Source organism: Povalibacter sp. (assembly GCF_036520495.1).
GTDB lineage: Bacteria > Pseudomonadota > Gammaproteobacteria > Steroidobacterales > Steroidobacteraceae > Steroidobacter.
Genome location: NZ_DATDJO010000028.1, coordinates 31,413 through 51,589 on the forward strand (window position 1 = coordinate 31,413; position 20,177 = coordinate 51,589).

At 63.5% G+C, this 20,177-nt stretch carries 17 protein-coding genes; 8 read left to right on the plus strand and 9 right to left on the minus strand.

Annotation, left to right across the window (positions count from 1 at the left end; translation table 11 throughout):
• Window positions 1-74 precede the first annotated feature (74 nt).
• From VIZ63_RS10275 to VIZ63_RS10300, 6 genes are all read right to left on the minus strand, one after another.
• The gene (locus VIZ63_RS10275) at window positions 75-1,481 is read right to left on the minus strand and encodes a sensor histidine kinase (protein ID WP_331609497.1); all 1,407 of its coding nucleotides are present in this window, start codon (window positions 1,479-1,481) and stop codon (window positions 75-77) included.
• Window positions 1,478-2,197 carry a response regulator gene (locus VIZ63_RS10280; RefSeq protein WP_331609498.1) on the minus strand — a complete coding sequence of 240 codons (720 nt, stop codon included), beginning with the start codon at window positions 2,195-2,197 and terminating at the stop codon, window positions 1,478-1,480. Before VIZ63_RS10280 ends, VIZ63_RS10275 begins: the two co-directional genes overlap by 4 nt.
• Window positions 2,198-2,435: 238 nt before the next feature.
• Entirely contained in the window at window positions 2,436-4,229 is a 1,794-nt protein-coding gene (locus VIZ63_RS10285; RefSeq protein WP_331609499.1) for an ATP-binding cassette domain-containing protein, read from the minus strand.
• 169 nt (window positions 4,230-4,398) lie between these two features.
• On the minus strand, window positions 4,399-5,043 hold the full coding sequence (locus VIZ63_RS10290; RefSeq protein WP_331609500.1) for a TetR/AcrR family transcriptional regulator: 645 nt from the start codon (window positions 5,041-5,043) through the stop codon (window positions 4,399-4,401).
• Complete coding sequence (locus VIZ63_RS10295; RefSeq protein WP_331609501.1) at window positions 5,040-8,171, minus strand: multidrug efflux RND transporter permease subunit; 3,132 nt, start codon at window positions 8,169-8,171, stop codon at window positions 5,040-5,042. Before VIZ63_RS10295 ends, VIZ63_RS10290 begins: the two co-directional genes overlap by 4 nt.
• A gap of 1 nt (window position 8,172) precedes the next feature.
• Complete coding sequence (locus tag VIZ63_RS10300; RefSeq protein ID WP_331609502.1) at window positions 8,173-9,213, minus strand: efflux RND transporter periplasmic adaptor subunit; 1,041 nt, start codon at window positions 9,211-9,213, stop codon at window positions 8,173-8,175.
• A gap of 376 nt (window positions 9,214-9,589) precedes the next feature.
• Here VIZ63_RS10300 and VIZ63_RS10305 point away from each other — a divergent pair, with 376 nt between their 5' ends.
• From VIZ63_RS10305 to VIZ63_RS10315, 3 genes are all read left to right on the plus strand, one after another.
• Entirely contained in the window at window positions 9,590-10,708 is a 1,119-nt protein-coding gene (locus VIZ63_RS10305) for a helix-turn-helix transcriptional regulator (protein ID WP_331609503.1), read from the plus strand.
• 346 nt (window positions 10,709-11,054) lie between these two features.
• Window positions 11,055-13,157: a hypothetical protein gene (locus VIZ63_RS10310; RefSeq protein ID WP_331609504.1), complete on the plus strand. Its 2,103-nt coding sequence runs from the start codon at window positions 11,055-11,057 to the stop codon at window positions 13,155-13,157.
• Between the two features lie 108 nt (window positions 13,158-13,265).
• Window positions 13,266-13,499 (plus strand): hypothetical protein, encoded by a 234-nt coding sequence (locus VIZ63_RS10315; protein WP_331609505.1) that lies wholly within the window; start codon window positions 13,266-13,268, stop codon window positions 13,497-13,499.
• 4 nt (window positions 13,500-13,503) lie between these two features.
• Here VIZ63_RS10315 and VIZ63_RS10320 read toward each other — a convergent pair whose 3' ends face one another.
• A complete protein-coding gene (locus VIZ63_RS10320; protein ID WP_331609506.1) occupies window positions 13,504-14,286 on the minus strand; it encodes a thioesterase family protein in 783 nt (260 codons plus the stop codon).
• Window positions 14,287-14,299: 13 nt separating this feature from the next.
• The gene (locus VIZ63_RS10325; protein ID WP_331609507.1) at window positions 14,300-15,100 is read right to left on the minus strand and encodes a helix-turn-helix transcriptional regulator; all 801 of its coding nucleotides are present in this window, start codon (window positions 15,098-15,100) and stop codon (window positions 14,300-14,302) included.
• A gap of 150 nt (window positions 15,101-15,250) precedes the next feature.
• Between VIZ63_RS10325 and VIZ63_RS10330 the strand changes: the two genes are divergently transcribed.
• The 5 genes from VIZ63_RS10330 (at window position 15,251) to VIZ63_RS10350 (ending at window position 18,898) form a co-directional block, all read left to right on the plus strand.
• Entirely contained in the window at window positions 15,251-15,652 is a 402-nt protein-coding gene (locus VIZ63_RS10330; RefSeq protein ID WP_331609508.1) for a hypothetical protein, read from the plus strand.
• Between the two features lie 82 nt (window positions 15,653-15,734).
• Window positions 15,735-16,325, plus strand: a complete 591-nt coding sequence (locus VIZ63_RS10335; RefSeq protein WP_331609509.1) for a superoxide dismutase family protein — start codon at window positions 15,735-15,737, stop codon at window positions 16,323-16,325.
• Between the two features lie 33 nt (window positions 16,326-16,358).
• On the plus strand, window positions 16,359-16,814 hold the full coding sequence (locus tag VIZ63_RS10340; RefSeq protein WP_331609510.1) for a DUF2214 family protein: 456 nt from the start codon (window positions 16,359-16,361) through the stop codon (window positions 16,812-16,814).
• A gap of 58 nt (window positions 16,815-16,872) precedes the next feature.
• The gene (locus tag VIZ63_RS10345) at window positions 16,873-18,123 is read left to right on the plus strand and encodes an MFS transporter (RefSeq protein ID WP_331609511.1); all 1,251 of its coding nucleotides are present in this window, start codon (window positions 16,873-16,875) and stop codon (window positions 18,121-18,123) included.
• Between the two features lie 67 nt (window positions 18,124-18,190).
• Window positions 18,191-18,898 (plus strand): outer membrane beta-barrel protein, encoded by a 708-nt coding sequence (locus VIZ63_RS10350; RefSeq protein ID WP_331609512.1) that lies wholly within the window; start codon window positions 18,191-18,193, stop codon window positions 18,896-18,898.
• An 8-nt stretch (window positions 18,899-18,906) separates the two neighbouring features.
• Here the strand turns inward: VIZ63_RS10350 and hutI are convergent, their stop codons facing one another.
• Window positions 18,907-20,154, minus strand: coding sequence for an imidazolonepropionase (hutI, locus tag VIZ63_RS10355; RefSeq protein WP_331609513.1), 1,248 nt, complete (start codon window positions 20,152-20,154; stop codon window positions 18,907-18,909).
• Between the last annotated feature and the right edge of the window lie 23 nt (window positions 20,155-20,177).

Consider the following 20,177-nt stretch of genomic DNA (forward strand, 5'->3'; position numbering starts at 1 on the left):
ATCCTCCAGGGGATCCGGTGGGACACGCAGTCAATCTAGTCGCCGGTCGTTGCCGCCCGGGTAACTAATGGTTACTAACTGTAAGCGCTGCGGTTCCGTGCTCGCGGCAGCGTCATGATCGCTTCCAGACCGCCGTCGGGCCGATTGTGCAGCTGGATCGAGCCGCCATGCGCCTGCACGATGTCGCGAGCGATGCTGAGGCCGAGTCCGGTGCCACCCGTATCGCGATTGCGCGATGCTTCGACCCGATAGAACGGCTCGAAGACGCGCTCGAGTTCGTCCGCGGGAATGCCGGGGCCGTCGTCGCGGATCGCAATCACCAGATCATCGCCGTCGGCGACGTGCACCACCACGTTCGATCCGTACTTCACTGCGTTGTGCAACACATTGGAAAGACAGCGCTTGAGGCTCTGTTCCTTGCCGAGGATGGGCGCGTTCGAATGGCCTTCGATAGCGAAGTGCGCATCGAGTTCGGCGAATTCCGTCTGGATCGCCGCCAGCAAGTCGTCGACGATGACCTGCTTGGCAGGCTCGTCGTCGTTGAGTCCCTTGAACATGTTCAGCGCGCCCGTGACCATGCGGCTCATCTCGTCGATGTCGGCAACGAAGCGGGTCCGAGCTTCGTCATCGTCGAGCGCTTCGGCGCGCAGTCGCAGCCGCGTCAGCGGCGTGCGCAGATCGTGCGACATGGCGGCGACGACGCGGGTACGGCTGTCGAGATAGCGGCGCAGGCGCTCCTGCATCGTGTTGAATGCACGCGTGGCATCGCGCAGTTCCTTGGCTCCGCGTTCCGGCAGTTGTTGATTCTCGCCGCGACCTACCGCATCGGCGGCCCGCGCCAGCTCGGACAACGGACGCGTCACGCTGCGTGTCATCAGGTACAGCACGCTGGCGAGCAGCAGTGTCAATAAAGCCAGGTTGAAGAAGATGTGTTTCGGCAGCGGCGCGCCCGGTTGCGGCGCCCTGGTGCGAAAGACGATGTCGTCCCCGTCCGGAAGTTTCACCGTCACGTCGTACCAGTTGTCCGGCGAGCGAAAGGCGGGTTGACCGCCGCCCTCGGGCCCATCGGCCGGCGGTCGCAAGTTGCCGAGCAAGGGGATGACATCGCGCCAGCGGCCACGGGCATTGGTGACGGTGACGCTGTAGCCAGGACCGAGCTGCGCGCGGATTTTCGCTGCAAAGGCCTGCTGGATCCGCTGCACCTCCTTGCGAGGCGGCGGTTGGCGTCGATGCTCCTCGAGCGGCCGACGTTGGGCGCGGTACGCCTCCACCCGTGCAAGGCGTTCGTCCGGATCCAGCGTCGTGAGCTCGCTGCTGGCCGATGCAATGTTGTCTGCCGCCTCCCATGCCGTGCTGGTCCACAACGCCACATCGCGACGTTCACGCACGATCAGTGCGACCACCGCCAGCAAGGCGACGCCGACGACCGCGAGCAGACCCGCCATCAGGCGACCGAACAACGACTGTGGCAACAAGTTCATTCCTGCGTGACCTCGACCCCGATCAGATATCCCTCGCCGTAGATCGTCTTGATGATCTGCGGTGAACGACCGCCGTCACCAAGCGCCTGGCGCAGGCGACTGATGCGTACGTCGATGCTGCGATCGAAGGGGTCGATATCGCGCCCCTGGGTCAACTCCGCCAGTTGCATGCGGCTGAGAACGCGATGCGGATGTGCCAGCAGAATGCCGAGCAGTCGGAATTCCGCCCCCGTCAGCGGCACTGTAGTGCCATCGGATCGCGAGAGCGTCCGCGAGACGATGTCGAGCCGCCAATCCGCAAAGCGATAAGCCCGCACATCGGCAGGCAGCGGGTCGCGTGGCGCATGTGCCGCACGTCGCAGCACCGCGCGAATGCGTACGAGCAGTTCCCGTGGATTAAAGGGTTTGCCGAGGTAGTCGTCCGCGCCCACTTCCATACCGACGATGCGATCGACGTCCTCGCCGAGTGCCGTCAGCATGATGATGGGCACCTGGGATTTGGTCCGGACCTCCCGGCACAGCGTCAGGCCGTCGTCGCCGGGCAGCATCAGATCGAGCACGATCAGGTCGATGTGTGTATTCGCGATGGCACGGCGCAGGCCCTTGCCGTCCGCCACTGCCGTCGTGCGAAAACCGTTCTTCTCCAGGTAGTCGCACAGCAGGCTGCGGATCTCGCGGTCGTCATCGACGACCAGGATGTGCGGTCGCTCAGTCATCCCTGTCTTATATCAGAGCCGGCGAGCGGCGTTTTTCAGGGAGCTACGCAGTTTGTAAGCAAGTGTTGCGGGAGAGAGAGGATTTCCACGGGGACACGGGGCAACACGGGGTGAGAAGCCGGAATCAGTCATTCCGGCCTGCGCGGGATTGACGAATATGGAATTAATCAGACTTCAGGTCGGGAATCTTCGTCCCCGTGATTCCCCGTGTCCCCCGTGGAAGTTCTAGTTCTGTGTCTTATCCCCGTCGCGCCTCGAGCGCTTCCCAGCGATCGAACTTCTTCAGCAGCAGTGCTTCGATGTCCTCGGCCCGCTTGCGATCGGCCTTGATCTGATCGGTGCCCTGGCGGTGGTAGTCGGCGCCGCTCATGCGTGCGGTCAATGCCTGCTGCTCCTGTTCGAGCTGTTCGATTTCCTTCGGCAGTTGCTCCAGCTCGCGTGCGTCCTTGTAGCTGAGCTTGGCAGGCGCTGCAGCCTGCGCGGCCGCTGCCTTCGCATCGGTCTTCGCCCTGGACGTGCTCGCGACGGGTGTGCGCCGTTGCGCCAGCCAATCGGAATAGCCGCCGACGTACTCCTGCCACTTGCCGTTGCCCTCGGCGACCAGCGTCTGGGTCACGACGTTGTCGAGGAAGGTACGGTCATGGCTGACGAGCAGCAGGGTGCCCGGGTAGGTCTGCAGCGTGTTCTCGAGCAGTTCCAGCGATTCGATGTCCAGATCGTTCGTCGGTTCGTCCATGACCAGCACGTTCGCAGGCCGCGCGAACTGGCGGGCGAGCAGCAATCGGTTGCGTTCGCCGCCCGACAACGCCTTCACCGGCGAGTGGGCTCGCTGCGGCGGAAACAGAAAATCGGCGAGATACGTCATCACGTGTTTGCGTTCGGTGCCGATCTCGATCCAGTCGGAGCCCGGGCTGATGGTTTCGATCACTGATTGGTCGGGATCGAGCTGTTCGCGCATCTGATCGAAGTACGCGACGAGCAGGTTGGTGCCGAGCTTGACGGTGCCGGAGTCCGGTTGCAGACGCCCCAGGATCAGTTTGATCAGCGTGGACTTGCCGGCGCCGTTGGCGCCGATCAGGCCCAGGCGGTCGCCGCGCATGATGCGCAGCGACAGATCGCGCACGATGCTGCGATCGCCGAATGTCTTGTTGACGTTCTCGAGTTCAGCCACCAGCTTGCCGGAGCGTTCTCCGGAGTCGAGCGTCAGCTTGACGTCGCCGAGTCGATCGCGTCGCGCTGCACGCTCGACGCGCAGGCTTTCCAGTCGGCGCACGCGTCCTTCATTGCGTGTGCGCCGTGCTTCGACGCCGCGACGGATCCAGACTTCCTCCTGCGCCCAGAATTTGTCGAACTTGCGATTGACGACGTCCTCTGCGGCGAGCTGCTCGCTCTTGCGGATCTCGTAGGCCGCAAAATTTCCGGGGTACGAACGCAGCAGCCCGCGATCGAGTTCGACGATGCGCGTCACGACGCGATCCAGAAACGTACGATCGTGCGTAATGACGATGGTGGTCGGTCCCTTGAGCAACAGATCTTCCAGGGACGCGATGCCATCGATGTCCAGATGGTTGGTCGGCTCGTCGAGCAGCAGCAGATCGGGCTGCTGTGCCAGTGCGAGCGCCAGGGCGGCGCGTTTGCGTTCACCGCCCGAGGTCGTCTGCGGCGCGCGGTCCGGCATGACGGAAAAGCGATGCAGGAATTCGTCGAGTCGCGCTTCCACCCGCCAGCGCTCGCGCTCATCGTGGATCGCATCGAATTCGCCGCGCAGGACCAGACTCTCGCGCAGCGAGTCGGCGGCCGGCAGTTCCGGTTCCTGTTCCACCGTGACGACCCGCAGGCCATCCTGTGTCGCCAGTTCGCCGTCATCGAGCAATGCAGTGCGCGTAATGACTTTCAGCAGCGTCGACTTGCCGGTGCCGTTGCGGCCGATCAGGCCGATGCGCTCACCGTCCTGGACAGCGAAATTGGCGCGATCGAGCAGGGGATGCAGGCCGTAGGCGAGTTCGGCGTTTCTCAGGGTCAGCAGGGGCATGAAGAGATCGGGATTTCACACGAAGGGCACGGAGCACAGGAGTAAGAATAGCCGGTTCCGATCCCGCCTGCGCCGGTGAAAGTGTCGCTGCTCTCGAGGGCCTTCAGAACTCCGTGTTCTGCGTCCCGCGGGATTTCCGCTGGTCACGCTCGCCGTGTGAAATTCCCTGTTACTCGTTTCGTTTGCCGCTACAGGCCGGATAAAGCCGCAGGAAGGCACGCACGGCATTGGCGACCTGTCGCTCGCGAGTACTCGTGTCGATGTTGGCGCCAAGCGCAGCCATGAGAACGAGCTGTCCCTGAACGAGGGCGACGAACTGTGAGGCCGCGTCGTTGGTGTCCTCCACGCCCAGGGCGGGTGTGGTTGCTAGGTCGGCGATGTAACGCGCCGTTCCCTGCAGAAGCCCGGGGATGCCGGTTTCGAGAACGGCCTTGCGCAAGCCCGGGAATCGCGGCGCTTCGTGCACGCAGATTCGATACACGGCGAGCGCGTCCTCCGACAGCATGCGTTGCAGCATATGCGTGGCGAGTCGCTTCAATTTCGCTTCGGCGCCGCTGCAGCTGGAAGCCCGCTGCGGCCGGGCCTCGGGGAAGAAGCGCACGGCGCGTTCGCTGAGCACCGATTCGAACAGTGCTTCCTTGGTGCCGAACTCGGCATACAGCGTCGCCAGCGAACCGCCGGCTTCGCGCACGATGGCATTGACGCTGGTGTTGGCGAAGCCGTCCTTCAGGAACATTCGTTCAGCCGCTGCCAGAAACTGCTCCCGCCGGGCGGCGAGCTGCAGCGCGCGGGTATTGCGCGCCGCTCCTGTCATGCCCGCTCTCCGGCGGCGCTCGTTGGCGCCGGTTCGGCGCTGGTCGCTTTGCGATGACGCGACACCATGACGAAAAATAGCGGTATGAACACCGGTGCGATGAACGTCGCGACCAGCATGCCGCCGAAGACGCCAGTGCCCATCGACTGACGCGCGGCGGCGCCGGCTCCGGTGGCGACGACGAGCGGCGCAACGCCGAGCACGAATGCGAGCGAGGTCATGACGATGGGGCGGAATCGCAGGCGTGCGGCTTCCACGGCCGCATCCATCGCAGACTTGCCATCCAGGTAGGCGCGCTGTGCGAACTCCACGATCAGGATGGCGTTCTTGGCCGACAGGCCGATGAGCACGACCAGTCCGATCTGGAAGTAGATATCGTTCTCCATCGCGCGCAGGGCGACGAAGCCCAGCGCGCCCAGCACTGCGAATGGCACGGCGAGCAGCACCGAGATCGGCAGCAACCAGCGCCCGTAGAGTGCGGCGAGAATCAGGAACACCATCACCATGGCGAAGGCGAACGCAAAAATGGAAGCCGAACCGGTGCGCTTCTCCTGGAACGCCTGACCGGTCCACGCGATCTGGTAGCCATCGGGCAGGGCTGTCGCGGCCACGTCCTCCACGGCGCGAATGGCTTCGCCCGAGCTCACGCCCGGCCTGCCGCTGCCGACGACTTTCGCGGCGACGAAGCCGTTGAAGCGTTCGAGCTGCTCCGGTCCCTTCACCTCGGTCACCTGCATCAGCGCCTTGAGCGGCAGCATCTGGCCACTGCTCTTCGAGCGCACGTAGACGTTGCCGAGGTCTTCGGGATCGTTGCGGAAGGACGCTTCTGCCTGCATCTGCACGCGGAACGTGCGGCCGTACACATTGAAGTCATTGACGTACAGCGAACCCATCGTCGACTGCAGTGCGTCGAAGACGTCGCTGATCGGCACGCCGAGCGACAGGGCTTTCTCGCGGTCCACCTCGACGCGCAGCTGCGGCACGTTGGGTCGGAAGAAGGTCTTGATGTCCTGCAGCTGCGGATGCGCCGCCAATCCGGCCTGGAACAGATCCAGTGTTTCCGCCAGCTGTGCGGACGATGCGCCGGCGCGCGACTGCAGGTACACCTCGAAACCGCCCGCGGTCCCGAGCCCGCGGATCGACGGCGGGTTCATGATGTTGAAACGCGCTTCGCGAATCGTCTCGGCATCGCGACTGACTTCCTGCGCGAGCTCGTCGGCGGTGATGTCCCGGTCTTCCCAGCGTTTGAGCGGCAGGAATATCGTTGCGGCGCTGGTCTTGTTGCCGCCGCCGATGATGTCCAGGCCATTGATGATGATGGTGTAGTCCAGTGCCTCCTTGTCTTCCAGCAGGCGCTGCAACTTGGCGGTCGCCTCGCTGGTCCGCTGCAGCGTGGCGCCATCGGGCAGCTGCACGTTGCCGAACAGATAGCCCTGATCCTCAGGCGGTACGAAGCTGCCCGGGATTTTCCAGAACAGGAATCCGACCAGAGCCAGCACGCCGCCGAAGATCAGCAGCGACTGGCCGCGGTGGCTGAGCGTTTTGTCGACACCCCAGAGGAAGCGCCGGGTCGTGGCGTCGAAGCCGCGGTTGAACCAGCGGAACCATTTCGAGTCGTGATCGGCTTCGCGCAGCAGCAAGGCGCACAGCGTCGGCGTGAGGGTGAGCGCCACGAATCCGGAAATGACCACGGCAATGGCGATCGTGACCGCGAACTGGCGATAGAGCTGCCCCGCGATCCCGGTAAGAAACGCGACGGGAATGAACACGGCACACAGCACCAGCACGATGGCGATGATGGCGCTCGAGACTTCCTGCATCGCCTCGATGGAGGCCTGCAGCGCCGACAGCTTCTTCTCGCGCATCAGTCGTTCGACGTTCTCCAGCACCACGATGGCGTCGTCGACCACGATGCCGATGGCCAGCACCATGGCGAACAGGGTCAGGGTGTTGATCGAAAATCCGGCCAGCCACAGACCGGCGAAAGTGCCGATCAGCGAAACCGGCACGGCGATGAAGGGAATCAATGTCGCACGCCAGGTCTGCAGGAACAGGAACACGACCAGGATCACGAGCACGCTGGCTTCGATGATCGTCTTGGTCACTTCCTTGATGGATGCGTCGACGTAGCGCGTCGGATCGAACGGCGTACGGAATTCCACGCCCGGGGGAAAAGTCGACTTGAGTTCCGCCATGCGTGCGCGGATCGCATCGGCGACGTCGAGCGCATTGCCGCCGGATTGCAGGAAGGTGGCCATGCTGACCACCGGCCGGCCGTTGAGCGTATTGATGGTGTCGTAGGTCTGTGCGCCGAGTTCGATGCGTGCGACATCCTTGAGTCGCAGGGCACCACCGCCGGCATCGGCGCGAATCACGATCTCGCCGAATTCCTCGGGTTCGACCAGGCGGCCGCGCGCCGTGACGGTGTAGACCAGTTCCTGTCCCTTGGGCGCGGGCTCCGCGCCGATCTTGCCGGCGGCGTACTGCGCGTTCTGGGCGCGCAAGGCACTGGCGACATCGGTGACTGTCAGTCCCAGCTGTGCCAGCCGATCCGGACGCAACCAGATGCGCATCGAGTAGTCGCGCACACCGAGCATGTTGACGTCGGCGACGCCAGGGATGCGCTTGAGTTCATCGACCAGCGAAATGGTGGCGAAGTTCGAGAGGAAGAGGGTGTCGCGGGAGTTGTCGGGAGACACCAGGGAGACGATCAGCAGAATATCCGGAGAGCGCTTCTGCACCGTGACGCCATTGCGGCGCACGTCGTCGGGTAGCCGCGGCAATGCAAGCTGCACGCGGTTGTTGACGTTGAATACGGCGGTGTCGATATCGGTGCCGACGTCGAAGGTCGCGGTGATCGACACGTCGCCGGTCGAGGAGGCGGACGAGCTGAAGTACAGGAGATGTTCGACGCCTGACAGCTTCTCTTCGATGGGGGCAGCGACGGTCTTGGCGATCGTTTCTGCGCTCGCTCCCGGATAGCTGGCGTTGATCACCACCGTAGGTGGAGCAATCTCCGGAAACTGCGCCAGTGGCAGCGTGAAGCTTGCGACCAGGCCGGCGATGACGATGACGATGGCGACGACACCGGAGAGCACCGGACGATCGATGAAGAAGCGGGAGAACATATCAGCGCGCCGCCGCTGCAGTGCCCAGCGCCGGCGCATCCGTCGCGACCGCGGGTGCGATGGTCAGCTCCGAGCCGGGATTCAGCTTCATCAGGTTGTCGACGATGATCCGGTCGCCAGGCGCCAGACCGCTGCGGATGATCCAGTCGCTGCCGGTCCAGGTGCCGGTTTCCACCGGGCGCTGCGCCGCCTTGCCTTGCGCATCCACGGTCCACACATAGCGGCTCTGGTTGCCCTGCACGACAGCAGACTGCGGTACCGCGATCACCTGCCGGTTGCCTGCGCCGATCCGCACGGTGGCGAACTGCCCCGGCAGAATCACCATTTGCGGGTTCGTGAACTCCGCACGCAGCTGCACCGTGCCGAGCTGTCGATCCACCGTGGAACCCGCAAAGTTGAGATGCCCGGTCGCTTCGTAAGGCTTGCCGTCGGCCAGCACCAATTCAACGGATGCGTCGCCATTGCCCTGGCTGCGTCGCAAGCCCGCATGTTCCGCCTCCGATAGCGCAAAGCGCACCCAGATCGGATTCGTCTGCGAGACCGTGGTCAGCAGGCTGGTTTCGTTGTTGGCCGTGACCAGGCTGCCTTCGGAGTGCAGCGCGCGGCCCGTGACGCCGCTGATCGGTGCTGTGACCGACGTGTAGGAGAGATTGAGTTGCGCTTCGCGCACGCGCGCCTGTGCTGCGTCGTACGCAGCCAGCGCCGATCGATAGGCGGTCTCCGATTCCTCGGCGATCCGCTGGCTCACCGCGGAGCTTTTGTAGAGACCCGCAACCCGCTCGGTTTCACGGCGTGCCTGATCACGCGTCGCGGTGGCCTGATCGGCGTCCGCCCTGGCGCGGGCCAGGGCGATCTCGAACGGCGCGCGCTCGATCTGGAAGAGCGGCGCACCCGCCTTCACATACGCGCCTTCCGCGTACAGCCGCTTCTCGATGATTCCGGACACGCGGGCGCGTATCTCGACTTCCTTGGCGCCTTCGGTCCGACCGACGGCTTCGAGCGTAACTGGAACGCTGCGCTCGATGATTGTCAGCGTCGTCACCGGGATGGGCCCTTCGCTTCCCGCATCGTCGGCGTTTCCGCATCCTGTCAGAGAGGCCATGCCGGAAAAAAAGACGCAGGCGCCAAGAGCGCGAAGAGCATTGACTCGCATGGAGGCTGGGGGGAGCAGGGGAAGGGACATTAGTGTAGCAATCGCTACACCAATGCGCAGCCGCGAGCGCCGGGGGAAATGGCCTGGTCGCGTGCCTGCACGATCCCCTTCGCGTAACACGAGCGACGCGCATGTGTGGCACGGATTCATCCTTTCCCTTAGTCCGCGACCGCGTGATGTCACCGATGCGCAGGGATCATGCAACAGCTGTGATCGACAGCACGCCGGGTGGCGCAGCGGTGGTGAAAACTCCACGCACAACGCAATGATCACGAATAACGAACACTTGTTGACCGTCACCGATGCGTTTCATGCCGCGGCGTTCGATCGTGGCGGCTGGCATGAGGCGCTAGACGGCCTGGCCAAGGCGACGGGATCGCAATCGGGTGAGCTGATCTGCATCGGCGACGATATGTCGGTGCCGATCAACATCGTGACGGACATCGATCCCGGCTTTCACCCTGCCTTCATCGAGTGCGGAGGTGGTGATCCGCGCGTGAATCCGCGTGTCGCAGCCGGCATGAGGGCGCCCCTCCTGAAGGTGGTTGCCGAATCGGATTTCATCACGCCGGACGAATGCGACCGGCATCCGCACTACCAGGAGTTCGCACGTGCCTGGGACGTGCCCTATATATGCCTCGCCACGCTGGACAGGACGCCAGGCATGCTCGTGGGCCTCGCCGCGTTGCGCAATCATCGCCAGGGCCATATCACACCGCAGCAGCGTGAGGTCTTCGCTTCGATCGCACCGCATGTACGCGCGGCGGTGCGCACGCACGAGATGCTGGAGGACAACGGCGCATCGATAGTCGCCGGCGCAATGGAAGCGCTCTCCATTCCCGTGTTCGTCTGTGACCGCGCCGGCGTCGTGCGAGCGCATTCACCGGAGGCGGAGTCGCTGTTGTCGGCCGGACGCGGACTGCTCATGAAAGAAGGGCGTCTGCACGCGCAGGGTCTGGTCGAGAACCGCGCGCTGGCCGATGCGATTGCAGCAGCGGCGTTGGGATGCACCAAACCGGAGGTCCCGATGCTGCGCACGGTCGTCATGCACAGTGGACGCGGCACTGCGCCACCGTTGGTGCTTGATGTAGTGGCGCTACCGCGCCGGGACTACGAGTTCAGCTTCGCGCCGCGCGTGCTGGTCGTGGCGCGGGGAATGCGGGGCACGTCCGGGCGCAGGGCGGCGATCGTCCAGGCCGCCTATGCGCTGACCGCTGCGGAGACCGACATAGCCATGCAGCTGACGAAAGGCAGGACGGCGGAGGCTATCGCTGCGAGCCGCAACGTTGCCACCGGAACCGTGCGCGCGCAGATCAAAGCGGTATTGGCAAAGATCGGTGTCAGTCGGCAGATCGAACTCGTCGCCCGGCTTGGCGAGCTGTAAGCCGCTCCATCCCCAGCGTCGATACGTTCGACGCGCTGACATCGATTGCAAAGACGCCAGCACCCGGACGTTCAATGTGAACTGACGCACGCGCATTCGCAGCGTGTATGCGCAGACCCGATGGTCCCGCGATGCCGGATGCCGCCCGCTTGTGAGTCGACGCTCACACTTCCCCGCGCATCGGTACGCATCGCAGGTGGCGGTGTGAGAAAGCCATCACGGATCCCATACATAACGCTGCCGATGCCCAAAATTGGGTATGCGGTGGAAAAAACTGCTCACTACCTTGCGGCACATCACGCGGCACAGCGCGGCGTATGAATGTCAACCTTCGCAGGAGTGAATGATGAAAACGTCCGGTCTGACAGGTCCCAGTCGGCGGCTCAGCGCGATCTGCGCGCTGATTCTGGCGACGCAGTTGGCCGCGTGCGGCGGTGGTGATGGCAACGACACTACGCCCCCGCCGAGCGGAAGTGGTGAGCCTCCGGTGACTCCGCCGCCGCCTCCTCCTCCTCCTCCTCCTCCCGCGACGGTCAGCCTGAAGTTGACGGGCAAGGTGACCGACGAGCCGATCGCCAATGCGCAAGTGACCGCGACGGTCGGTTCGCAGACGTTCAGCGCGACGGCCGACGCCACTGGCGCCTACAGCCTCGACATCGAGATTGAAGAGGCGAACGCCGGTGATTTCGTGACGCTGAGCGCACGCGGTGTCGGCGCCCAGTCCTTCGTTGAATTCACATCGTTGGCCGGTTCATTCCAGTCATTGCTGAGCGCCGCCGGTTCCGATGAGATCCTGTCCAGCACGGAAAGCTTCTCGACCCAGATCACCAATGTGAGCACGGCTCAGGCGGTCTTCCTCGTACAGGCCAACGGTGGCCAGCCCATCACGAGCGAAGCGGCATTGAGCAGTGCTGCGGTTGGGGTGAATGCTCAGGACGTGCTCGATCTCGCCGCAGCCATCAAACTCGCGGTGGACGATGCCCAGAACAACCCGCTGCCGGCGGGCACGACATCGATTCTTGCACTGGCTTCCGACGCGACCGCCCGCCAGACATTCATCAACGAGGTCTATGAAAACAACCCCAGCGCGTTCGCGGCGGCGCAGGTGGCGATCGCACGGGACCCTGACCTGGCGCAGAACGATGGAGTCGTGCAGCGCTACCTCGACAGCGAGGGCTTCACGACAGCGATGCTGTCGACGGATGGATTGTTCTCGTTCAACTACAGCGGCCGCATCGCGCATTTCGATCTGTATGCGGATGGCACTGGTTTCGAGAACTCGGAGACCTACGACCAGCCGCACACCTGGACGCGCGATGGCTCGACGATCGAAGTCACTTACAGCACACCGGTCAGTACAATCAGCTACGACACGGTCAACTGCAACGGTACGGTCGCGCAGTTCGAAGCCCACTATGTCAGCAATGGCGTGGACCTGACGTTCCTGAACGAACGCACCGTAACGATCACGACCACCAGCCAGATCTCGTATCCCTCGTGTCCGTCGCTGGACGGTCCGAAGACCTCCACCGTGGCGCGTTCCGTGCTGTCGATGGACAACTTCAAAGTCATCGACGTGGAAGAGCTCAAGGGCAATGCCCAGACCATCTATGTCTGGGATAGCGGCCAGAGCGCTGTCGTGGCTGACGTCGCCGAGATCTACGCCGACGGCACGGGGCGTGCCCTGATCACCGGCCAGGACTTCACGTGGGAACTGAGCGCGGACGGCGGTCCGGAAGCAGAGGGCAAGATCATTGCCGCGCAGTTCGACGGATGGACGGCTGAGTATCTGTCCTTCCGCGACATCGATGAACTCTCGAGTGACCTGTTCTGGGAAGTGCGCGTCGGCAACGATGGTGACGGTGGTGTGTACATGGGAGCGGGGGCGTCGGTCTTCGCAGATCCGGAGTACGCAGTCACGTTTACCGAGCAGGACGTCGTGGGCCGTTTCTATCAGTTCGGCAAGGGTGATGAGACGTCGGGCGATGCGCGTCTCGGCGGCTTTCGTCTGCGCTTCGACGCCAACGGGATGGGCGCCCAGGAAAATGACTACATCGACGGTAACGGCAACGTGCAGCTGGACGCGAGTGCGGCGTTCCGCTGGGCGATAGCCACCGGTCCTGTCGGTGTCGAGGTGGTCGTGAGCCAGACGTACAACACGGCGATCAATAGCTACAACTGCGCCGTTGCCAGTGCGAACTGCATTGTCTTCGACGAACGTCGCATCATCCCGATCGTCGCCGACGACAACCGCGTGTACTGGATGGAGGTCCGTCGCTCGGCTCCGTCCATCGGTACCACCGTCGCGGACGACACGGCTCCGACACAGCTCGTGCGCTTCTACGATTACGAGCCCTTCGCTGAAGCGGCTTCGTTGTCGGCCAAGCCGAAGCTGGGCGCGTCACGCACCAAACAGCGCGAACTGCTGCGTGGAGCGAGCCAGCGCTGATCGCACAGACTTCAGGACGAGTCACGAAAGGGGCGCCTCGGCGCCCCTTTCGCTTGGTACTGCCGTGCGGGATGCAATGCCCATCGAAAGAGGCCTATCCTCTGCCGCATGAAAATCGCGAAACCCCTGCTGCTCGTCACGACTCCCATCGGACTGGCTTTCGGCCTTTACGAAGCGCATCGCCTCGCTGGCGGGCTGGTGTTCATCATGGCGGCGATGGTCGCCGTGATCGGCGTGGCCATGTCTTCGGTGGTACTGACGATCAGGCGCGAGCGCAGGGAAGAGGAGAAGAAGCGCAGTGAAACTCAGGAAAGTCACGAAAGTGACGAGGGCAAGAAGTAGTTCCTCACTCCCTTCTCTCGATCACCATGCTCTGGATGGCGCGTCCGAAGTAGCCGCGTTCGTCGCCCAGCTTCGCAAACGCGAGGCCTGCGCCCTGATCGCCGAGCCATGTCTGCGCGTCGAGCAGGATCCAGTCGCCGACCGGCATGCGCGCCAGGCTGATGGTGAGATCGGCGTTGATGAACGTCCATTGATGGAAGTCCAGCACTGACGACACGCCGTTGCAGAAGTCGCTGGTCATGGCCGCACGCATGAGCGGGGAAAGCGGCTGGCCGGCGACGACAGGCCGTTGCGCACGGAACCAGACTGCGCCCGGGCCGGGCTGACGAAAGCCGCCACGTACGATGCGCAACGACAATCCGCGAATGAAGGCATTGGACTGGCCGCCCAGCAGTTCCGTCGGCGCCTCACCCGCCTGCGGGCCCGGCAGCTCGATGCGTTCCTGGCCGATGTCGTCCGGCAGCATCGGCGCATCTGCGCGAATCTTCAGAACACTGGCGCGTGTCACTTCGACACCGTCCGCGAGCAGCGCAATCGAACACAGCTGGATCTTGCGGCCCTCGCGCACGACATCGGTCCTGATAGTCAACGGCGCGATCGGCACGGGTCGCAGCAGGTCGATGGTAATGCGCGCGACGCGCATCGGCTCGCGCGTGGGGATCTGCTCTGCGGCCCAGGCCACCAGCGACGCCGGAGCCCCGCCGTGCTGCATGTCTGGGCTCCATGGGCCGGCTGCAGAAGCATCCGTGTGGGCGGTCATCCCGTCGAGTCGATAGAGCGGATTCATGGCGGGGTGCGTTCTATGCAGCGAGTTGTCGCAACAGGCCTGCCGTTGCCGCGTCGGCCGGGAAGAAAGCTTCGATCGCCAGCTCCGATAAGGTCACGTCGATCGGTGTGCCGAAGACTGTCGTGGTGCTGATGAAATTGAGTGTGCCTGCGGGACTTGCAAGGCTCAATGGAATGGCCACGGCACTACCTGGCAGCTCTGCTTCCTGGGTCCGTGGCGACGGATAGGGAAGCAGTTCGTCGAGAAGTTCGCTGAGCGTCGCGTCCGCAGAGAGTTCGATCTGGCGGCGCAATCGCGCAATGAGATGTGCGCGCCACTGACCGAGGTTGGCTATCTGCGGTGCGAGGCCGCGGGGATGCAGGCTGAGTCGCAGCACGTTGATCGGCGGCTGCAGCAACTCCGGGCTGGCGCCCGCCAGCAGTGGACTCACGCTGCTGTTTGCGGCCACCAGATTCCAATGACGGTCGATCGCGAGCGCAGGATAGGGCTCGTGACCCTTGAGCACCATGTCGATGGCTTCACGCGCTGCGGTCAGTGCGGGATCGTCCAATGCTCTGGCGGCAAACGTTGGCGCAAAGCCGCCTGCGACGAGCAGCGTATTGCGCTCGCGCAGCGGTACATCGAGCAACTCGGCGAGATGCAGCAGCATGTCGCGGCTCGGTTGTGCGCGTCCCGTTTCGACGAAGCTCAGGTGGCGAGTGGAAATGTCGGCTTCAAGTGCGAAATCCAGCTGGCTCATGCGGCGCCGTTGCCGCCATTCGCGCAGCATTTCCCCAACCGGTCTTGCACTGAGTGCCTGCGTGTTCGCAATCATGATCTTCATCCTTTCGCTGCGGTCAGTGTGCCCATTACCTGTTGGGTAATCGACCCTGCGCGCCCCCGCGCCAATCATTGCGCCATCGCCGCTATCCCATTTCTGTCGCACCGGTCGCGGCGAAGACCGATGCCCATCGAAGGAGTTGCCATGGTGCCAGTTCAATCATTCGTTTTCCTGCGCCGCGTCCTGCTCGTGGACGCCCTGGCGAGCGGCGGCATGGGCTTGCTGGCCTTGTTGTTCGCCGCCCCGATCAGCGGCCTGCTGGACCTGCCTGCCAGTCTGCTGACCCAGATCGGGATCGTCCTTTTGCCGTTTGCTGCGTTCGTCGGTTTCCTGGCCTCAAGACCCGTGCCGCCGAACGTCGGTGTGTGGGTCGTCATCGGGATCAATATCCTGTGGGTGATCGACAGTGCGTTCATGCTCATCACCGGTTGGGTCGAGCCGAACGGGCTGGGATACGCCGTGCTGATCGGTCAGGCGCTCGCGGTCGCGGTGTTCGCCGAGCTCGAGTATCTCGGCGTGCGACGGACTGCTCTGGTCTCGGCGTGAGTGGATTCCGACAGTCTGGTGCAACGGAACGGATCGGGCGTTCAGGGGTTGTAGGGGCAGGTCACAGTCCAAGGAGACAACCATGCGCCCGATCCTTGTCGCCTCAATCCTGCTATGTGCCGCCTGCAGCCGGCAGTCGCCCGATGCCGTCACCTCGCAGTCCACTGCGCCGCCGCCCGTGCCGGCCACGACTGAAACACCGATGCCGCCACCGGAAGCGCAGACGCCGGTCGGCGCCACGGCCGAACTGAAGGCGACACAGGGCAATGGAGTTTCCGGCACATTGATGCTCGCGCCCGCGGGCAATGGCGTCCACATCACGGGGACGATCAAGGGACTGCCGCCTGGTTCGACGCATGGTTTTCACGTCCATGAAAAAGGCGATTGCAGCGCGCCCGATGCCAGCAGCGCCGGCCCGCACTTCAATCCGACTCAGCAGCCGCACGGTGATCCGGCCGGGGACAGCCATCACCTCGGCGACATACCGAACGTGACTGCGGATGCTTCGGGCTCCGCGGAGCTGGACGTAACGGTCGCTGGCTTGACGCTGCGCACCGGGCAGGCTGACGATATCGTCGGCAAGTCCATCGTGGTCCACGAGAAGGCCGACGATTACAAATCGCAGCCGGCTGGCGATTCCGGCAATCGCATCGCTTGCGGCATCATCAAATAGACAACACCGATAGATAACCCGGAAACACTACGCATGCTGTCTGCAATCCTGGCCTTCCTGCACCATGCGGCAGCATTCGTATTGTTCGGGGCGTTGATGGCGGAACTGGTGCTCACGAAAAGTGAACTGAGCCTGACGTCAGCGCGTTCGCTGCTGCGCATGGATGCGGCCTACGGTATATCCGCGATGCTGTTGCTCGTGGTCGGATTCGCCAGGGTGTTCCATACGGAGAAGGGCGCTGCCTATTATTTCGGCAGCGCGCCTTTCCTCATCAAGCTTTCGCTGTTCGCCATTGCCGGTCTGCTGTCGATCAAACCGACACGCGAGTTTCTGTCCTGGCGCAAGATCCTGCGCGAGCAGCGTGCTCCTGCCTTCGATGAAGCGAAACGCAGCGCCATCCGTCGCCATATTCACATCCAGCTGACTTTGATGCTGGGGATCATGCTGTGTGCAGCGCTGATGGCGCGCGGCATCGGCTTCGTCGGTTGATTGCGCGGCATCGGACAAGCTGATTCACTGCCGGCCGACTCGGTCAGGCATTTCCATCTTGTCATCCGCACAGACATCCGTTCCGGCTGCACCGCGAGCGTTCGCAGCCCTGCACCATCCAGGCTATCGCGCCTACTTCTTCAGCATGGCCGGCGCGATGATGGCGGACAGCATCGAGCACGTCATCAGCTACTGGGTGATCTTCCAGAAGTTTCACTCGCCCTACCTGGCGGGCTTCGCCGTTATTTCGCATTGGGTGCCGTTCCTCGGGCTTTCCGTATTCGTCGGTGCACTCGCCGACCGCTTCGATCCGCGACGGTTGATTCAGATCGGGATGGTGCTGTTCATGCTCGTCTCGATCGCGTGGGGAGTGCTGTTCATCACCGATACGCTGCAGATGTGGCACGCCGCGGTATTGCTGGTCTTCCACGGTATCGCCGGTGTGTTGTGGAGCCCGACGTCGCAGGTGCTGCTGCACGACATCGTGCCGCGCGAGCATCTGCAGAGCGCTGTCCGGCTCAATGCGACCTCGCGTTATCTCGGGCTGCTTGCAGGCCCTGCGGTCGGTGGCGGCATCCTGCTGCTCATGGGCCCCTCGTACGGCATCCTCTTCAATGCGCTGATCTACCTGCCGACCATCCTCTGGTTATGGAAGGCGCCGTATGGGCCGAAATTCCGCAAGGAACAGCTGCCGCCGCGCGCCATTCGCGGCTGGACCGACATCGTCGATGCGATGCGACGGGTGGCTGCCGATCGCACACTGTTGTCGATGACGCTACTGGCGGGCGGCGCGTCCATGCTGGTCGGGACCGCGTACCAGGCGCAGATGCCCGGATTCGCCGAGGCGCTGGGTCATATGGATGCGGACTTTTCTTACAGTCTGCTGCTGGGGGCCGATGCGGCCGGCGCGTTGTTTGCGGGGCTGCTGCTGGAGAGTCGCGGCCTGCTGCAGGCCCGGGTCCGCACCGCCTTCCTGCTGGCCATCGTGTGGTGCTGTGCGCTGACCGGGTTTGCGCTGTCACGCACCTATCCGGTGGCGATGATCCTGTTGTTCATTGCCGGTTTCGTCGAACTGTCCTTCAATTCCATGGCACAGACGCTGGTACAGCTGAAAGCGCCTGCAGACATCCGCGGCAAGGTCATCGGCGTCTACTCCATGGCCTCGCTCGGCATGCGGGCCGTCAGTGGGGTCACGGTCGGGGTGATCGGTGGCGTGATAGGGATCCATCTGTCCCTCGCCCTGAGCGCGGTCGCGTTGATGACCGTGATTCTCGTGCTGTCGGCGTTCAGAATGAGGGTGCGAGACTGAAGCGGCTGCTTGCTATATTGCGGACGGGTGGGTGCCCGTCGGCGCACACAAAGTAAGGGGGACTGACATGAAGATCGGATCGATCGGTGCGACCGGCCTCGGCCTCCTGGCGACGCTGTTTGCGTGTCTGCCCGCGTCGGCTGCAGAGCGCGGCTTCTACATCGGCGGATTCTATGGCCAGACGGATGCCAGCCTCGCCAAGGCGGGTTTCGACGACCTTGCGCTGCGCGTGTACGGCTCGGGCGGTTTTACGCCTGAGACCTCCGTATCGACGCTGGACAACAAGTCCTCCGGATACGGCTTTGTTGGCGGCTATCGCTGGCTGAGGAATCTGGCGCTCGAAGGCGGGTACGTCGATCTGGGCAAATACGTCTATCGCGACCAGAGCACGGGTTCCAACTTCGACCTGAACGGCGATCAGATCGACGGGGTCATGCTCGGCCAGAAGCTGACTGTGAAAGAGGCGGGCATCATGCTGTCCGCGCTTGGCATCCTGCCGTTGAGCTATCGTTCCGAGCTCTATCTGCGCGGTGGCCTGCTGTTGTCCTCGAACAAGATCTCCGGATCCATCGAGGACGAATTTGGAAGTTTCAGCATCGGCTCGAATACCGATTCGGATACGGACTTCCTGCTGGGCGTTGGCGCCAGCTTCACGGTCGCCGAGATCTACGCCATGCGGCTGGAGTATCTGCGCGTGCTGGACATGGGTGACAAGAACCTCTGGGGCGAAGCAGACGTGGACATGGTGAGCCTTGGCTTCACCGTGACATTCTGACGCCAGGCTCAGCTCGGCCGGACGCCTTCACCTGCGACGAGGACTTCGACCGGCCGATGCCCGCCAATCTCCGCACACAGTTGCTGCGGATGCCGCAACCGCCAGATCGCGAGGTCCGCGCGCATGCCGACGCGCAATATGCCGCGATCGTGTGCAAGCCCCAGCGCGCGTGCCGCGTGCCGGGTGACCCCTTGCAGCACTTCCGTCGGCGTCATTCGAAACACCACGCATGCCATGTTCATGGCAATGAGCAGCGACGCCATCGGCGATGTTCCCGGATTGCAGTCGCTCGACACGGCCATGGCCATACCCAGCGAGCGCATGCGTTCGATCGGCGGCAGTTGCTTCTGTCGCAGAAAATAGAACGCTCCCGGCAGCAGGCCCGCGACGACACCTGCCGCGGCCATGCGTTCGATGGACTCCATCGAGCTGTACTCCAGATGATCCGCAGACATTGCGCCGTGTGCGGCGGCCAGCATGCCGCCGCCGCAATCGCTGAGCTGGTCGGCGTGCAGGCGTAGCGGTAACGGCAACTGCCCGGCGCGCTGGAAGATGCGCTCGATCTGCTCGCGCGTGAAGGCAATGCGCTCGTGATACGCATCGACGGCATCAGCGAGCCCGCTCTCGGCCACCGCGGGCAGCATCTCTTCAATGACAAGACGCACGTAGTCTTCCTGCCGTCCGGAATATTCGGGAGGCAGCGCATGAGCGCCGAGGAAGGTATTGACGACCGGAATGCCGAGGCGTTCGCCCAGCAGACGCCCGACGCGCAGCATTTTCAGCTCGCTGTCGACGTCGAGCCCGTAGCCGGATTTGATTTCGAGCGTCGTCACGCCCTCGCGAACGAAGGCCGCCGCGCGTGCCAGGGAGCAGGCGAGAAGCTGGTCGGCGCTTGCTGCACGTGTGGTGCGCATGGTCGACAGGATGCCGCCGCCGGCCCGCGCAATCTCCTCATACGTAGCACCGCGTAATCGCGTTTCGAATTCATGTGCGCGATCGCCGGCATAGATGAGATGCGTGTGGCACTCGATCAGGCCGGGAGTGATCCATAGTCCATCGGCCTGAGTCACCTTGGTTGCGGACCACTGCAGCTGTTGCAGTTCATCGCGCGTTCCCAGCCAGGCGATCCGGCCGTCGCGAACTGCAAGTGCGCCGTCGGCGATGGGGCCGATGCTGTCGTTCGTGCCGTCCATCGTCGCCAGATCGGCGCCGATCCACAAACGATCCCAAGTCTGTCGCTCAGCGGGCGCGGTCATGACGCCGAGCATATACTTTCCGC

Excerpts from the sequence above, each read along its gene's own strand:
- VIZ63_RS10275 (WP_331609497.1), bottom strand. The coding sequence starts at position 1,481 with ATGAACTTGTTGCCACAGTCGTTGTTCGGTCGCCTGATGGCGGGTCTG.
- VIZ63_RS10280 (WP_331609498.1), bottom strand. The coding sequence starts at position 2,197 with ATGACTGAGCGACCGCACATCCTGGTCGTCGATGACGACCGCGAGATC.
- VIZ63_RS10285 (WP_331609499.1), bottom strand. The coding sequence starts at position 4,229 with ATGCCCCTGCTGACCCTGAGAAACGCCGAACTCGCCTACGGCCTGCAT.
- VIZ63_RS10290 (WP_331609500.1), bottom strand. The coding sequence starts at position 5,043 with ATGACAGGAGCGGCGCGCAATACCCGCGCGCTGCAGCTCGCCGCCCGG.
- VIZ63_RS10295 (WP_331609501.1), bottom strand. The coding sequence starts at position 8,171 with ATGTTCTCCCGCTTCTTCATCGATCGTCCGGTGCTCTCCGGTGTCGTC.
- VIZ63_RS10305 (WP_331609503.1), top strand. The coding sequence starts at position 9,590 with ATGATCACGAATAACGAACACTTGTTGACCGTCACCGATGCGTTTCAT.
- VIZ63_RS10310 (WP_331609504.1), top strand. The coding sequence starts at position 11,055 with ATGAAAACGTCCGGTCTGACAGGTCCCAGTCGGCGGCTCAGCGCGATC.
- VIZ63_RS10315 (WP_331609505.1), top strand. The coding sequence starts at position 13,266 with ATGAAAATCGCGAAACCCCTGCTGCTCGTCACGACTCCCATCGGACTG.
- VIZ63_RS10320 (WP_331609506.1), bottom strand. The coding sequence starts at position 14,286 with ATGAATCCGCTCTATCGACTCGACGGGATGACCGCCCACACGGATGCT.
- VIZ63_RS10325 (WP_331609507.1), bottom strand. The coding sequence starts at position 15,100 with ATGATTGCGAACACGCAGGCACTCAGTGCAAGACCGGTTGGGGAAATG.
- VIZ63_RS10330 (WP_331609508.1), top strand. The coding sequence starts at position 15,251 with ATGGTGCCAGTTCAATCATTCGTTTTCCTGCGCCGCGTCCTGCTCGTG.
- VIZ63_RS10335 (WP_331609509.1), top strand. The coding sequence starts at position 15,735 with ATGCGCCCGATCCTTGTCGCCTCAATCCTGCTATGTGCCGCCTGCAGC.
- VIZ63_RS10340 (WP_331609510.1), top strand. The coding sequence starts at position 16,359 with ATGCTGTCTGCAATCCTGGCCTTCCTGCACCATGCGGCAGCATTCGTA.
- VIZ63_RS10350 (WP_331609512.1), top strand. The coding sequence starts at position 18,191 with ATGAAGATCGGATCGATCGGTGCGACCGGCCTCGGCCTCCTGGCGACG.
- hutI (WP_331609513.1), bottom strand. The coding sequence starts at position 20,154 with ATGACCGCGCCCGCTGAGCGACAGACTTGGGATCGTTTGTGGATCGGC.